The following is a 14,963-nucleotide window of genomic DNA, read 5'->3' as shown; positions in this document are numbered from 1 at the left end:
CACTAAGAAAGCATCTTAAAGAGTCTTCTGATAAAATATCAGTAACTCCTCTATATATTTTTCTTCAGAAATCCCTATTTTCTTTACCAACTCATAGCTTTGTTTTCCCATATCACGCACCTTCAAATCATCCGTCATTTTTAATAGATATTTCTTCAAAGAATCTTTGTTCCCACTTTCATATATCCATCCATTCACACCATGCACAATCATCTCTTTCGCTGCACATACATCTGAAACAATTGCAGGAATCCCCCAAGAGGCCATTTCCTGTACGGATAAACCTTGAGTTTCATACCATGACGAAGGAAACACAAGGCATCTTGCCTGCTTAATATACTCATATAGATTCTCTTTTTCAAGCCATCCAGTAAACACAGCCTGCGGGTATGTTTTTTTTACTTTATCAAGATATTCTCCATCACCAACAAACAATGCCGGTAAATCTAAATCTCTAACGCATTCCGCAAACTCTATCGGATTCTTCTCAGCAGACAATCTCCCTAAAAACAGAAAAAACTTATTTTCTTTCACATCAATCAGTGAGTGCCGACATGTTTCATGCGGATTAGGCAAAACTTTGATAAGTGAACCATGCGGCAAAAATGACTGCAATATATTCTGGCTAAATGTAGATACAGAAAGAAACGCATCAACATATCCAGGTAATCCACCCCACTTTTTTTGTATAACCTGGCGCATCAAGCGCCATACTTTATGCAAATATCTACGCGAATCACAATGTGAAAAAATACAATCAGCACTCAACGGTACATAGCGACAAATCTGATTACGCTGATAGTTATAAAAACCTAAATTAGGGCATGCTATACCATAATCATGCAAGTGATAAATTATCTTGAACCCTAATTTCTTCGCCGCATAAATACATGAAGTTGATAAAACCTTTTGACAGCCATGTACATGCACAATCGTATCGCAAGGACTATACTGCTGCAGTATTTCCGACAGACAGCGAGCGGCCTTCCGATTCCATAAGCCTTGACAAATTGCTCTAAAACGACTGGGGTCAGACAAAATATCATATTGCTCTAAACAGATTACCTTTAACCTCTCTTGTTCAACCAACTTAGGAGAAATCGGCCCCATTCCTGTGAACAAACATGTATGGATTCCTTTTCTAGCCAATGACAATGCAGTATTAAGGGCAATCTGTGATGCCCCCCCATTGACATAAGCAAAATCATTCAATATAAACACTCGCATATATCTATTCCCTACAACCATTAGATTCTTCAATTCCTAAAAAGCCTAAATATATCCAATAGCTAGCCCATGTCAAACTATCACCAACAAAACCAATCAACAGCATGCCAATCAAACTAATCAACAAATTCTTTTTATACTGAATTTGTTCCCTGGCCAAATTTCTTAGACTTGCAAATGACTTAAAAATATTCCATCCCCACAAGAACAACCAAAAGACAAGTCCCAGAATACCCATCTCTGCTAATATCCTTACATATAGTCCATGTGCCACAGGCCATGCACCACCAATTGTGTTAGAACTCTGTGCAATAATCTCCCAACTCTCTCCTAAAGAATCAGGATAATATTGCGGAGCATAAAATCCAAATCCACCAAGGCCAACACCTAAAACAGGATGATCAAAGAACATTCGTATCGCTGCAATTTGAGAAGAATAGCGTGCAATATTGGATAGCAAGTGAGGATTATCCACATCATCACTTACAAGTGAATATACCAGAGCGGTAACATCTATTTTCTCAAACAGTTCCATATTTGAGAAATAGATAGAAATAGCACCAAAAGTCAGTATCCCTATTATAGCAAAAAAATAAACCGCTCCATGCATACCAACCGAAAAAATTTCCTTTCTATATAGTATAAAGAAAACTATCAATTGGATGATAAAAACTATATATGCCGTCCTAGAAAAGGTCAAGCCCATTAGAAGAATAAAGTATGAAACGATGATAATATCCCCAAAACTTCTCCTGTTACGAAAAAAACGCGAAAAGATCCAAGGAAAAATCAGCGTGCAATACATAGCAAACATAGACGCTTCATTTGCCAAGGAACGAAGACGTAACCCGTATAATTCTTCATTAGCTCGAAAAAGTGTATCTATATAACCCAAAATCTCTGTTGAAAACGGAACATTTAGGAAAGCGCCTATTTCAAAAAGAGAGTATCCTCCAGCCAAAAAAAAGGATAGGGAAAGTGCCGTTACGAATAGTCGCTCTGCTTCTTTTCCCGCATGATAAAAAGCATTATATATATATATAACGATAAAAACATAAAACAGCAACGCAAAAATTTGAATAAAAAACCGATCTATACCCGAAATCCCTTGATATTTCAAAACATATAAATCAGGAAGATTGAACAATCCAGAAAGAACAGCGGTCAAAAGAAACATCAACAAAAAAAAGAAACCAAGATTTCGAGGATAATACACCTTTCCTCTTTGAAGCACAAGTGTTCCTAACCATACAATCACCCCTAGAAGCAAAGGATATGTACTTGCCGAACGCCCCAAGGCGCCCAATTTATCAGTTCCCAATGAATTAAATACCGGCAGCAAGACTATAGCAATCGCAATTAAATATCGATGTATAAGTTTGAAAGAACCCTTCATTCTGTTTCCTCCGCACTACCAAACTCGACATTAAACATCCCAATATCTTGGAGACATACTCAACTTCATCTTCCACTTATTTTTCAAATACTTCTCATTACGCCCCAAGCGATAACCCAAAAACTTCATACCATCACGCAAAATCATCTCAAAAAAACGGTAAGGGCAACGTTTCAATACATAACGAAACTCTGTCATGATAAAACGTTTTCCTTCTCCCTCCGCCTTACCAAATTTTTGCTGAATCCAAGGCTCACGTGCATGAAATACCCCAATATCGAAATAACGCTTAAACTCTTGAAATATCGTATAATCATGAGAATGATATACAGCAGCATTTGCCACATACGCGATTTTCCACCCCTGCAGCAACATTTTCGCTGCAACACACATATCTTCACTCAAAATAGTATGCTTCGGAAACCCATGAACCTGCTGTATTGCCTCTTTCCGATAAGCAGCAAAAGAATTAGAAATAAATACTGTTTTAATTCCATATCGCCTCTTATCTTCGATGGCATAGATATGACTTTCTAATGGATAATTAAACTTTCTAGCAAACGCCCCAAAAACACCAGAACCCCTATGAGGAACTTGACGGCCATAAGCACAACCAACATAATCATCGGTAAAAGCAGCAACTAGATTCTCTACAGCATATTCATCAAAAAAAACTGCATCCTGTGTAAGAAACACATAGATGTCTGCTCCCGAACACAAATCCATTCCCCATTGACGAGTTCCGCCATGATTAAACTCTTCGATATTAATTTTCCGAACCTTGACATTCATCCCCTTGATTTCCTCTGCATAGGACATTCCCTTACCAGAATCAATCAATAAAACTGGCAAATTTTTCAAAGACTGTATCTTTATCATGCATAAAAGCTGCAAGAATCTAGCATCCGGACGATAAACTGGTATGATGACTTGTATTTCCACCTAATACGCGCCTTTCCTTGTAAGAACAATCTTAACAGTCTTAAACAAATACATCAGGTCAAGCCAAATCGACCAATTTCTCACATACCATACATCCATAGCAACACGTCCCGCAAAGCTTACATCGTTTCTTCCACTCGTCTGCCAATACCCTGTAATCCCAGGAACTGTTGATGTAATCGTCAAAAGATGCTCTCCTATATCTCCCTGTTCTCTCGGCAGGTAAGGACGTGGACCGACCAAGCTCATATCGCCTTTAATAACATTGAGGATTTGCGGCAATTCATCCAAGCTGTATTTGCGCATCCATGCTCCCACTCGCGTTACCCGCGGATCATATTCACGCAGTTTTGCAAAAGTATCCCATTCTGTTCGAGCCTCCGGTCGTGCCGCAAGATACTCCTGCAATATACGATCAGAATCCATATACATCGAACGAAACTTATAACAGGTAAAAACTTTTCCATCTTTTCCAATCCGTTCCGCATTGAAAAAGACTGTTCCCTTGGAGTCGAACCGCACACAAAGCGCCAAGAGAAACAAGATGGGCAATACAGGTATGCACATAAGCCCCCCAAAAACGAGGTCGAATATACGTTTATACCAGCGATTTCTCCGTCTCGCCAGGTTATTGCGTAAAGACAAAAGCATAACTTGCTCATTAAATAAGGTTTGCGCTTCTACATTATACAGCGGCATCCCTACCAAATCCGGTACGAAAGAGATATCTCGAACATAGGGCTGTATACTATCTAATAACTCTTGAAGTTTTTTCTTCTTCATTCCAGGCGCAGCAATAATTATCGTCTTTATCCCAAAGTTCTTCAGAACCATAGCTGCATCTTCTATCTTGCCAAGCAACAAAAACTTTTGTGACAACATCTTTGAAATCGGATTGTCATCAAGAATCCCGACCACTTCATAACGATACCCCAAATCTCTTTCAAAACAGCGCAATATTTGCTCTGCCGTTTTCCCTGCACCAATCAGTAACACTGGTTTCATCAAGGAACGAGTCATCTTGAAAATTTTTAAAAGCACATATCTCTCAATGTAAAGATTAAAGATCGCTAAGCACGCGAATGCAACAACATACAAACGCGAAGCAAGCACACTTGCCTGAATGAAATAGAGGACAATAAGGCACGTAATCAAAGCGTATAGAACGGCATAAAAAATCTGCCGCACAGTTTCTAAAATTGGCTGCATTTTAGTATACGTTTGTGTGATACCCAAAAACGCCAAAAACACCAACGGTATCCAGAGAAACACATACGTTTCCGCTATATGATAGGACTCCCCCACAGACGCGCCATAGAGGTCATGTAGCCCAAAAGCAAGCTGCTCTGCCAGTAGAATCGCCAGATAGTCAAAGACAAGAAAAACCAACGGTGCACACAGTCTGCGAATTTCTACAGGTATTTTCAGCCTTACATCCATAAAAAGCACACTCTCTTCCGTTATCACATAACGGAATCAGCCGCTATGCTTCTCGCCTAGAAAGCAACAACCCATATCCTACAGCAAGGAATACACCTATCACAAAGCCCATTGCTACAATCAAAATCTTTCTCGGCGCAACCGGCTTATCAGGGAGATTAGCTCGATCAACAATCTGGATATCCATGCTCTCCATCGCTTCTTGAATCTTGCTCTGCTCGCTCTGCTTGACGAGGTTCAGATAGACCTCGCTCTTGATTTTCACTTCGCGCTCGAGACGCATGTATTCCAGCACATCATCCGGCAGCTTTCCAATCTCACTTTCCTTTTTCTCGCGCTGCTCCTTGAGCTTCCTTTCCCCCGCCTCGGCAACAGCCAGGTTGACGGCTGCCAAGGCCTGCTTCTTCAAGACTTCCGAATGCGCAGGGTTCAGCGTCGCCGCATTCGAGTCCACGCTTGCCACGACCTCGGCGTCGAGGCTTCCCTGCAGCTGGCGCAGCTCATTCCTCGCCTGCTGTACGCTCGGATGTTTCTCGGTATAGCGCTCTTCAAGACCCACGATTTCCACCTGCTTTGCGACAATCTGATCGCGAATCTTTTGCACGATAGCATTGTCAGAAACACGATACGCCTTGCTCTCCATCTTTTGCTCGACCAGCTTCGCCTCCGCTGTATCCAGCTCGGCTTGAGCAGACTTCTGCGCCACCTCGACTTCGCCGATTGCCTTGTCAAAAACAGCCAGCTGCTCGATCGCTGCCTTCACTTGATCGTCAGGACTGTATATCTTATGCTCTTTGCTGAACTTTGCCAGCCTCTCCTCTGCCTCTTCCGATTCCTGTTTGCTTTCTGCAATGCGCTTTTCGAGGAACTTCACGAGCAGAGACTGCGTCTCCTGATTCATATCCGTCTGCATGAGGAGGAAGTTATCGACAACCGACTGAGATATCCGCTGCGCTTCTTCGGGCGTTTTTCCGCGTGCAGCTACTTCAATCAAATTAGTGCCTTTCGTGTTCCTTACATCCAATCTTTGTTTCGCAAAGGATTTCGCATCCGGTTTCTTATCATCATCAAAATCCATGCTGTCAATAATCGGATCAAGCACCGTGCGTGTCTTCATCAGCTCGATGTAGTTCATCGTCGGTGATGATGTCCCGCCGCCTACACCCAGTATTGCCATTGCTGCGGCAGCTCCTGAAGCATCCACCTTGCCGGCATTACGTGTCTGCACCAAGGTCGTGGATTCATACTGCTTTGGCAGCACAAAGGCGAGGACGAGTGCCGCGAGCGTGCAGATAAGCACGAGCGTGACCATGGCTTTCCAACGCGCACCCATGATTTGAAAAAGTTTCGAGAGGTCGATCATACCCTCGTTCTGTTCCATGGCAATTTCTCTCCTATCCACACAATTACTTCGTCAGCGACCTATACAATGCCCAAGCATTGACATATGGCAGGACGTCCTCCGTAAACTTGATGCCGTTCGATGCAGGCACATAGACGATGTCGCCGTCTTCCAGCACGACGTTCTGCGTGAGGTCGTGCTTCTTCGTATAGTCTTTCATATTAAGCGTACGGTAGTACATCACATTGTCGCGCACACGAATCACCTGGATGCGCGTGCTGCGTGCGCGATCTGTCCAGCCGCCGGCACTCGCGAGAGCGGCATAGGCGTTCATGCGGTCGATGCTCAAGTCATGGATGCCAGGAGAGGCAACGTTGCCCATGACATAGACTTTGCGCGGCCCATAGCTCGTAATAAGGAGAGACATGTCGGGGATGCGCAGATACTCGCCGAGCGATTCCATGAGAACTTCCTTTGCTTCGTCGAGCGTCATGCCTTCCATCTTGACGCTGCCGACGTAGGGAAGCTGAACGTAGCCGTCAATGCCGACCGTGATATTGTTGACGCCGATGCCATCGGGGAAGCCGATGACAAGGACGTTGAACGTATCGCCCTTGAAAAGGCGATAGTTCGGTGTCGTTTCCGCACGGCGCAGGGAGGCGATTTCGAACTCCTCCGGCGCTTCGACGTAGTTTTGCATAGGTGCTTGCTTCTTCGTCGCCTTTTCCTGCGCTCTCGCCGCGTTCTGCGCGTGCGATTGCACCGAAGAGGCTTCCCTGGCGACCGACCCAGCCGAAGCTGCTTCCACTGCAGCGTCTTGCGCCGACGGCGCGGAAAACGCAGCGCTACTGCTGAGCGCGAGCACCACAGCCGCGGCAAGCATACTGCGTTTCTTCATAAGCCTACACTCCTTCATTATGATTACATATATTTCATTTAGGATACCACACCTCAAGTATACTGTCAAAAGCTGTTTCAGGCGAGCTTTAGGATTGCCCTGTCCGGCGACACTAGACTATGAGTCCTTTCCCCTACCCTAACGAGCCCTTTTCCTTAAAACTCCCCAAGAATCTTCCTTTCGCGCCCCCATAGTCGCATAATATCGAAAACTATGCTATAATGGCGCAAGAAAATCACGACAATCATCCCAAAGAAGAATTATCATCTTGCAAGAAAAGAGGCACAACGATGAACGAAGTCATGGAAACGATCAAGAAGCGGCGCAGCGTGCGCGCCTTCCTGCCGACAATGCCGCCCGCCGACATCGTGCGCGACATCGTCGAGGCGGGGCTGTATGCGCCGCGCAGCATGGGCAGCGAATCCATACGCACGATCGTCATCACGGACAAGGTCATGCGCGAAAAGCTCGTCGAACTGAACTGTCAGATCGGTCATTGGAAGAAGGGCTTCGACCCCTTCTACGGTGCGCCTGTCATCCTGCTCGTCATCGCGGACAAGGACGATGTGAACTATCTGTGCAACGGCAGCATCGCCATCGCCACGATGATGCTCGCCGCCGAATCGCTCGACATCCATACATGCTGGATTCACCGCGCCAAGGAAGAGCTGGAGCAGCCTCTCGGCCAGGAGATTCTCTCGCGCGCCGGCATATTCTTCCGCCCCGGCCAATACGTCGGCATCGGCCATCTCGCGCTCGGTTACGCGGCAGGCGACGTGCCCGATCCCAAGCCACGCAACGAGAGTCGCATATCCTACATCAGTTAGGAATCGCAGGCTAGACGGCCATCCCGGCACGATCCCCCATCCTGCCGCAGGGAAAGCATCCAAGACTCGCTGAATGGAGGAAATACGATCATGGTCAAACGTGAGAAGCGGGAGTTCTTGCTCCTGCTCATCTTCGGAGCAATCATCTTGTTGGCGGCAAACGGCAGTCTCGCCATCACCGATCCCGTCGAATCGAACTACGCGCTGACAGCGAAGGAGATGGTCGCCTCCGGCGACTATCTCTCGCCGCGTATTTTCGGCAACTATTGGTACGACAAGCCCGCCTTCTTCTATTGGGAGATGATCGCCTCATGCCTCATCTTCGGCGTCAATGAGTTCGCGCTGCGCTTCCCGAGCGCCTTCATGGGGCTTTTGAGCCTCGCGCTGCTCTACTTTTTCGCGCGCCGCCTCTACGGACATCGAACGGCACTCCTTGCGGGCGGCCTCTTCGCCAGCTCCGTCGGCTTCTGGTACGTCGGCAAGGCGATCATCACGGACATGACGCTCTTCTTCTTCATGAGCGCGACGCTCGTCTCTTTCTACCTCGGCTACGACTCAGGAAAACGTGTGCGCTACTACGCCGCCTTCTTCTTTGCAGGACTCGCCGTCCTCACGAAAGGGCCGATCGGTTTCCTCCTGCCGGGACTCCTGCTTGCCGTCTACCTCGTACTCCGAAAGGATGCGAAGGAGCTTCTTCGCCTTCGCTGGGGCGGCGGCATGATCCTCTTCCTGCTCGTTGGCGGCAGTTGGTACTACGCCATGTACAGCCTGCACGGCGCAGACTTCCTCGGGACGTTCTTCGGCACGCACAATTTCCTGCGCGCGACTGTCTCCGAACATCCCGGACAGAATGTCTGGTACTACTACATCCTTCTTTTCCTCGCGAGTTTCTTCCCATGGTCCTTGCCGCTCGTCTGGTGTATGGCAAAAAAAATCTGGCAAGAGAAGGGAGTTGCCCTTCGCCGCGCCTTCGCGGAAAAGGACACGCTCTTCCTGCTCGTCTGGGCGCTCGGCACGATTCTCGTCTATCAGTGCATGGCGACGAAGTATCCGACCTACACCTTCCCTTCGCTCTTCCCCATCGCCATCTTGGCGGCGCGCCTTCTCGGCAGCTTCGACGGGAAGCGCATGAGCCTCTTCATCGCCGCCTTTGGCATCTTCTATCTGACCCTCTTCGTCCTCGTCGCCGTTCCCATGTGCCGAGAGAGAGGCGGCGCACCCGCCGCCGCTCTCGTGCACGATCTTCCCGCGCACATACCCGTCATGAGCTACCGCGAGCACACGTACAGTGTCGGCTGCACGTTCTACTCGGACAAGGCCATATATCTGCTGACGACGCGCGAAGATGTCGAGCGAAACGCACCAAAGCCCGGCACGTGGACGGCGACGAACATCATGCCCTTTTACGCCATCGAGGATCTTTCGGCACTCAGCGAATTCTACGTCCTATGCCCGAAGGAAACGCCCGTAAAAGCGGATTTCGCTGCCCACACCAATCTCGAAGGACGCAAGTTCACACTGTGCGACAGCAACGAGAAGGACGAGCTTTGGCATATATCGAGCGTGAAATAGCCACGTCTTTATCGTGCATCTTACGAAAAACAGCCCTGCGGCATGCCGCAGGGCTGTTTTCTGCTCCAGTGAAAAGAGACGGCAAGAACTTGACCGCTGACGGATTCCTGTGCCGCCCTTTCTCCTATCCCTCGACGATCTTCACGCCGCTCGACGTGCCGAGGCGCGTCGCTCCGGCGGCGAGCATCGCTTCGGCGTCCGCACGGCTTCGGATGCCCCCCGCTGCCTTGACGCCCATCGCCTCGCCCACGCTCTCGCGCATGAGTCTCACGTCAGCTGCCGTCGCGCCGCCTGCGGCAAATCCCGTCGACGTCTTGACGAAGTCCGCTCCCGCCTCCTTCGCGAGAAGGCACGCGCGGCGCTTCTCTTCGTCGGTCAGTAGGCACGTCTCGATGATGACCTTCGTCAGCGCCTTCCCTCTAGCCGCCCGGACGACGGCCTCGATGTCCGCCTTCACATAGGCGTCGTCGCCATCCTTGAGCCTGCCGATTGCGATGACCATGTCCACCTCGTCCGCGCCGTCCGCGACCGCCTGCTTCGTCTCGAACGCCTTGACTGCGGACGGCATCGCCCCCTGCGGAAAGCCGATGACCGTGCATGTCTTTACACCGCTGCCTCGAAGCGCATCAGACACGTACGATACCCAGATCGGACTCACGCAGACCGAAGCGAAATGATACGCCTTTGCCTCTTCGATGAGCTTTGCCACATCCGCCCTCTGCGCATCCGTCTTGAGCAATGTATGGTCGATATACTTTGCCAATTCCATAAGCTCGCCTCCCTACACAATAGTTCTCCTGTTTAACAGTATACCACAAAGAGAACTATTCACGCCGCATCAACATACAGCATCGGCTGGTATATTCTGTGCTGCCAAATATTGCAGGCTATGACGACCTGTCGGGACAACCCGCCGATGGCATCGTTCTCATCAAGCGCATGTGGACGCACTATGCATAGAAGGACCGGCGAAGCCGTCGCACAGGATTCTCTGCGGCGGCTCTTTTTTGTATGTGCGTCTCATGGTATAATATAAGCTACACGCACAAACGTCCACTTTGTGGACATTGTGCGCCGCCCTTAATGAAAGTTACCCAATCAGTCTGCGCCCTTCGGGCTTGACTTCTTGGACTTTCATAGTAAAAACATGCCGCTCCGGTCAAAGATTGAGCGTCCGGCTGAAACAAGAAGAATATGATTACGCGTCAAGGATTGAACCCACACGATGAAAACACCGCTCCACTATCAGATTTCCGAATACGACTGCGGGCCTACGTCCATGCTCAATGCCATGAGCTTCCTCTTCTCCCGCGAAGAGCTGCCGCCCGAGATTCTGCGCAATACGATGCTCTACTGCCTCGACTGTTACGGCAAGGAGGGGCATCCGGGCAAAAGCGGCACCTCGTGCATGGCGATGATGTTCCTGTCGAACTGGCTCGACGGTCTCGGCAAGGCGGGGCTGCTCCCCGTATCGAGCCGTTATCTTCGCGGCGAGGAAGTATTCATCGGCGAAGGCAGCCGGCTCAACGACACGCTGTGCCGCAAAGGCGTTGCCGTCGTGCGCCTGTGGTTCGAGGTCGAGCACTATGTGCTCATGACGGGCGTCGAGGATGAGGAAATCCTGCTTTTCGATCCCTATTATCAAGAAGAGGCGTTTGAGGGCGCGGAATCTCCTGTTCGCATCGACCTCGCGCACCCCCTATGGTATAACCGCCGTGTCCCTTTCTCCTTCTTCAACCGCGAGACGCAGGAGCTGTACGCGCTCGGGAAGAAAGAGGCACGCGAAGCCGTGCTTCTCTTCAACGATACGACGAAGCTCACGGCAGAGAAATCCATCGAATACTTCATCTGAACGATTGCCCAATCGCGCAGATTCCATCAAAAAAGCCGCTGCATGTCCGAAAGGTTCATGCAGCGGTTTTCTTTACGCTAAGTCCTGAGAAGCCATGTCATAAGGGCGCAGGCTTTCATTTTTTCTCCGCCTTCGTCGGCGGTTTCAGCTGCGCCGCCATCTTCGACGGAGATTTCGCCGAAGCGTCTGTGGAAATCACTTGTTCCTGCGGCGGCCTTGCCGCAGGCTGCGGGCGCACTTTCAGCTCGATGCCGGCGCGCGGATTCATCTCGCTGCGTCCTTTGAAGATGCCGCCGTCCTCGATCTGGAAAGCGTTGACCTTGACATCGCCGATGAGCTGCCCTGCGCTGTGGATCGTCAGTCCCTCTTCCGTCTGAGCGTTGCCGTGCACCGTGCCCGATATGTCAAGCGAGCGCGCCGAGACGTTGCCCGTGACCATGCCCGTCTCCCCGACGATCACGGAGCCGGAGAGTTTCAGCTCGCCCTCGATCTCCCCATCGATGCGCAGATTCCCCGTGCCGCTGATCTCGCCATGAATCTTCGTGTTCTTGCCGATGATTGTTTCTATATCGCCCGAGACGGAACTGTCATCGCGCCTTTTCATCACACCAAACATAGACTCCCCACTTCCTATAGATAGCTTGCCGGATTCACCGTCTCGCCATTGACATGGATCTCATAGTGGACATGCGGCCCCGTAGAAAAGCCCGTGCTGCCCATATAGGCGATGACCTCGCCGCGCTTCACATGCTGCCCTTCGTGCACCACGACTTCGGACGCATGACCGTAGCGCGTGAGGATGCCGTTGCCGTGGTCAATGTCGACCATATTGCCGTAGCCGCCTCCGTTCCAACCGGCCGTCGTCACGACGCCGTCCGCCGTCGCCACGATGGGCGTCCCCATATCGTTGGCGATGTCGATGCCCGGATGGAAGTCCGTACCGTTCCAACGCCAGCCGAAGGGTGACGATATGTCGCCCGATGTCGGCCAGCCTGAAGGGACATTTCCCGGCACGCTCGTCCGTGCCATCTTATCCTTTTCAGCCGCACGCGCCGCTGCTTCTTCCCGTTGCTTCTCATATCTCGCTTCGAGCTTCGCCAGGCTTTCGCGCCGCTCAGGCAGACCGCGTGACACCGCATCGAGTGCACGTCGCACCTGCGAGACTTCCGCCGGCACGGCCGGCCCGCCCTGTCCCGTATGCTTGGCAGACTCGTCCGCCGCCCCCTCGTCGAGCAGGCGGCGCAGCGTCTTCTCGCGCTCTGTGAGCTTTTCCATCTCGCTCTGCAGGTTCTGCGCCTCCTGGGCAAGCTCCTTCAGCTCCGCCTGACGGCCCGTCTCGGCGGGCGTCTCCGCCTTCGCATCCGCCGCGCCGCTCCAAAGGCTGTACGACATATAGCCGAATCCCGCCAGCAAAACCACGGCAAGAGCTGCCAGAGCGCACGCCAGAAGTTTCAGTCTCCGAACCGAGAAGCTGTAGCTTCGTACTGTCTCGCCCTGGTGCGGAATGACCTTCAGCGTATACTCACGCTTGTCCGGCTTCTTTCCCTTCGTATTCAAGCCACGATCCCCCAACGATTTTGAAGAATGATACCACTTTTTCTCATGTAACTATCATTATATCATAGAAGAAAAGAAAATATCAAATACTTTGGGAAATCCGTCCTTATGTCGCATACGCGCTCCTACTTGCGCCACACGATGACGAGCGGCCGGCCGAACTCTTTCTTGAACTGCTTGCAGAAACTCTGCATCTCGAAATCCGTAGCGCGGGTGTCGGCATCGGGCGCGGCAATGACGGAGAGCGCGACGCCCTCGGACGTTGCCGCTGCCTCGAACCCTGTGACAAGACCCTCGTAGGTCACATCGGCGGCCTCGGCGAGCGCGAGCAGCGTCGCGAGCTTGCGGATCTCCTTCCACTCGGGCTGCGTGACCATCATCGCATAGCGATACGAGCGCATGATCTTGTTGCTGATGCCGTGATGGAAGCCCGCGATGAAGGACGCCTTGAGCTGTTCTTTCTGCGTCATGCCGTAGAGCGGCGCGTTGTTGATGATGAAGGCGGAGTTTCGCGCGTGCTCGTAATAATTGACAATCTTGCCCGCATCGTGCAGCCACGCGGCAACGGACAGGAGGTCGCGCGAACGCTTCGGAGCACCGTGCAGGCGCCTCAGCTGGTCGAAGAGGCTCAGGGCGAGATCGTGGACGCGCCCTAGATGCTCCATGCGCCGCTCCACGCGCTTCAGGTAGTTCTCTACGCTCGCCTTGAGCACGTCCTTGACGACGGGCGAGCCTGCACCGTATTTCTTGCCGTAATACTCGTAGAAGACGCCGTCTCGGAGGCCGCAGCCCGAAACGATGAGGTCTTTGCCGCCGCTGAACTCCATGAGGCAGCGCGCGATCGTCGCACCTGCGACGATGATGTCGGCACGCTCTGTGGAAAGCCCGCCGAACTTCCTGCGGTTCGTGCAGCTCGACTTGATGATGGCCTGATAGCAAGGCTCGAAGCGTTCGCGCGGAATGATGTAGTTGTGGATGCGCGCGAGCTGGTAGCTCGTCTTGTACTGATCCATCTTCGCGAGGTTTCGGACGGTGCCGCCGATGCCGATGACGGGCAGGCGTCTGTCCTTCGCCCAGGGAATCATCTCGCGGAACTTTTTTTCCACATGCTTTATGCACTTGTCGAGGACGCCCTGCGTCACGATGTCCTGCATGCCGAACTTGTCCGTCATCGTCACCGCGCCCAAAGGTACCGAAACCGACTCCTTGATCTTGCGGTTCAAAACGAGCGACACCTCGATCGATGCGCCGCCGAGGTCGAACTGGATGAAATCCTTCGCGTCTATCGTGTTCACGACGCCGAGATAACCGAGGTATGCCTCGCGCTCACCCGAGATGATCTCAATCTCGATGCCTGTCTCTTCGCGGATGCGTTCGATGAACTGCGTCCCATCGGATGCGCTCCTTGCCGCCGCTGTCGCGACCGCGATGCAGCGCGTGACCTGCATGACCTCCATCATGTGCTTGTAGACGTGCAGGCACTCAAGCGCACGCTTCACGCCGTCGGGATTGAGCCGACCCGTTTCCGACATGCCCTTGCCGAGCCGAATCGCCTCCTTTTGCTGATATTGCAGGAAATACGAATGGTTGTCGTTGATCTGCATGACGATGAACCGAATGCTGTTCGACCCCATGTCGATGATCGCCAGATTTTCCATCGATGCTCCCCCTCGCTTTGATGCTATTTTAACGTAAGTATAGTATAGCAATTCTGCCGCGATGCTTCAAGATTTGCCTGCGCCCTACGGGCTTGTCGAGGCTAAGAATTCATAGCCACAGCGATGCTGGACAACGACTTCTAGGACGCTCCTACACCCTATCGGATTTGTCGCGTCTAAGAATTCGTAGCCACAGCGGTGCTGGACAATGACTTCTAACCCTCGCCTGCGCCCTGCGGGCTTGTCGAGGCT

13 protein-coding genes are annotated in these 14,963 nt (G+C 51.0%); 3 read left to right on the top strand and 10 right to left on the bottom strand.

Annotation, left to right across the window (positions count from 1 at the left end):
* Positions 1 to 15 precede the first annotated feature (15 nt).
* The 6 genes from SELSP_RS00200 to SELSP_RS00175 are packed head-to-tail and all read right to left on the bottom strand — an operon-like array spanning position 16 to position 7,245.
* On the bottom strand, positions 16 to 1,221 hold the full coding sequence (locus SELSP_RS00200) for a glycosyltransferase family 4 protein (protein WP_407635826.1): 1,206 nt from the start codon (positions 1,219 to 1,221) through the stop codon (positions 16 to 18).
* Between the two features lie 10 nt (positions 1,222 to 1,231).
* The gene (locus SELSP_RS00195; protein ID WP_013740468.1) at positions 1,232 to 2,623 is read right to left on the bottom strand and encodes an O-antigen ligase family protein; all 1,392 of its coding nucleotides are present in this window, start codon (positions 2,621 to 2,623) and stop codon (positions 1,232 to 1,234) included.
* A 30-nt stretch (positions 2,624 to 2,653) separates the two neighbouring features.
* Complete coding sequence (locus tag SELSP_RS00190; protein ID WP_006192666.1) at positions 2,654 to 3,565, bottom strand: glycosyltransferase family 2 protein; 912 nt, start codon at positions 3,563 to 3,565, stop codon at positions 2,654 to 2,656.
* Complete coding sequence (gene wbaP, locus SELSP_RS00185; protein WP_006192665.1) at positions 3,566 to 5,005, bottom strand: undecaprenyl-phosphate galactose phosphotransferase WbaP; 1,440 nt, start codon at positions 5,003 to 5,005, stop codon at positions 3,566 to 3,568.
* Between the two features lie 43 nt (positions 5,006 to 5,048).
* Positions 5,049 to 6,386: a GumC family protein gene (locus tag SELSP_RS00180; RefSeq protein ID WP_006192664.1), complete on the bottom strand. Its 1,338-nt coding sequence runs from the start codon at positions 6,384 to 6,386 to the stop codon at positions 5,049 to 5,051.
* A 25-nt stretch (positions 6,387 to 6,411) separates the two neighbouring features.
* Positions 6,412 to 7,245, bottom strand: a complete 834-nt coding sequence (locus SELSP_RS00175; RefSeq protein WP_013740467.1) for a polysaccharide biosynthesis/export family protein — start codon at positions 7,243 to 7,245, stop codon at positions 6,412 to 6,414.
* Between the two features lie 290 nt (positions 7,246 to 7,535).
* Between SELSP_RS00175 and SELSP_RS00170 the strand changes: the two genes are divergently transcribed.
* Entirely contained in the window at positions 7,536 to 8,072 is a 537-nt protein-coding gene (locus tag SELSP_RS00170; RefSeq protein WP_006192662.1) for a nitroreductase, read from the top strand.
* A 90-nt stretch (positions 8,073 to 8,162) separates the two neighbouring features.
* On the top strand, positions 8,163 to 9,644 hold the full coding sequence (locus tag SELSP_RS00165; protein ID WP_006192661.1) for an ArnT family glycosyltransferase: 1,482 nt from the start codon (positions 8,163 to 8,165) through the stop codon (positions 9,642 to 9,644).
* A gap of 124 nt (positions 9,645 to 9,768) precedes the next feature.
* Here SELSP_RS00165 and deoC read toward each other — a convergent pair whose 3' ends face one another.
* On the bottom strand, positions 9,769 to 10,413 hold the full coding sequence (gene deoC, locus SELSP_RS00160) for a deoxyribose-phosphate aldolase (RefSeq protein WP_006192660.1): 645 nt from the start codon (positions 10,411 to 10,413) through the stop codon (positions 9,769 to 9,771).
* A 456-nt stretch (positions 10,414 to 10,869) separates the two neighbouring features.
* Here deoC and SELSP_RS00155 point away from each other — a divergent pair, with 456 nt between their 5' ends.
* Entirely contained in the window at positions 10,870 to 11,496 is a 627-nt protein-coding gene (locus tag SELSP_RS00155; RefSeq protein ID WP_006192659.1) for a hypothetical protein, read from the top strand.
* A gap of 115 nt (positions 11,497 to 11,611) precedes the next feature.
* On the opposite strand, the gene SELSP_RS00150 is transcribed toward SELSP_RS00155, so the two are convergent.
* From SELSP_RS00150 to SELSP_RS00140, 3 genes are all read right to left on the bottom strand, one after another.
* Complete coding sequence (locus SELSP_RS00150; protein ID WP_006192658.1) at positions 11,612 to 12,112, bottom strand: bactofilin family protein; 501 nt, start codon at positions 12,110 to 12,112, stop codon at positions 11,612 to 11,614.
* 14 nt (positions 12,113 to 12,126) lie between these two features.
* On the bottom strand, positions 12,127 to 13,053 hold the full coding sequence (locus SELSP_RS00145; RefSeq protein ID WP_006192657.1) for a M23 family metallopeptidase: 927 nt from the start codon (positions 13,051 to 13,053) through the stop codon (positions 12,127 to 12,129).
* Between the two features lie 125 nt (positions 13,054 to 13,178).
* Positions 13,179 to 14,711: a Ppx/GppA phosphatase family protein gene (locus SELSP_RS00140; RefSeq protein ID WP_006192656.1), complete on the bottom strand. Its 1,533-nt coding sequence runs from the start codon at positions 14,709 to 14,711 to the stop codon at positions 13,179 to 13,181.
* Positions 14,712 to 14,963 lie beyond the last annotated feature (252 nt).

It is taken from the genome of Selenomonas sputigena ATCC 35185, from assembly GCF_000208405.1.
Classification (GTDB): Bacteria; Bacillota; Negativicutes; order Selenomonadales; family Selenomonadaceae; genus Selenomonas; species Selenomonas sputigena.
The sequence above is the reverse complement of the archived record's forward strand: the minus strand, read 5'-3'. Positions and strand labels throughout refer to the sequence as shown.

Excerpts from the sequence above, each read along its gene's own strand:
- deoC (WP_006192660.1), bottom strand. The coding sequence starts at position 10,413 with ATGGAATTGGCAAAGTATATCGACCATACATTGCTCAAGACGGATGCG.
- SELSP_RS00165 (WP_006192661.1), top strand. The coding sequence starts at position 8,163 with ATGGTCAAACGTGAGAAGCGGGAGTTCTTGCTCCTGCTCATCTTCGGA.
- SELSP_RS00140 (WP_006192656.1), bottom strand. The coding sequence starts at position 14,711 with ATGGAAAATCTGGCGATCATCGACATGGGGTCGAACAGCATTCGGTTC.
- SELSP_RS00195 (WP_013740468.1), bottom strand. The coding sequence starts at position 2,623 with ATGAAGGGTTCTTTCAAACTTATACATCGATATTTAATTGCGATTGCT.
- SELSP_RS00170 (WP_006192662.1), top strand. The coding sequence starts at position 7,536 with ATGAACGAAGTCATGGAAACGATCAAGAAGCGGCGCAGCGTGCGCGCC.
- wbaP (WP_006192665.1), bottom strand. The coding sequence starts at position 5,005 with ATGGATGTAAGGCTGAAAATACCTGTAGAAATTCGCAGACTGTGTGCA.
- SELSP_RS00150 (WP_006192658.1), bottom strand. The coding sequence starts at position 12,112 with ATGTTTGGTGTGATGAAAAGGCGCGATGACAGTTCCGTCTCGGGCGAT.
- SELSP_RS00155 (WP_006192659.1), top strand. The coding sequence starts at position 10,870 with ATGAAAACACCGCTCCACTATCAGATTTCCGAATACGACTGCGGGCCT.
- SELSP_RS00175 (WP_013740467.1), bottom strand. The coding sequence starts at position 7,245 with ATGAAGAAACGCAGTATGCTTGCCGCGGCTGTGGTGCTCGCGCTCAGC.
- SELSP_RS00180 (WP_006192664.1), bottom strand. The coding sequence starts at position 6,386 with ATGGAACAGAACGAGGGTATGATCGACCTCTCGAAACTTTTTCAAATC.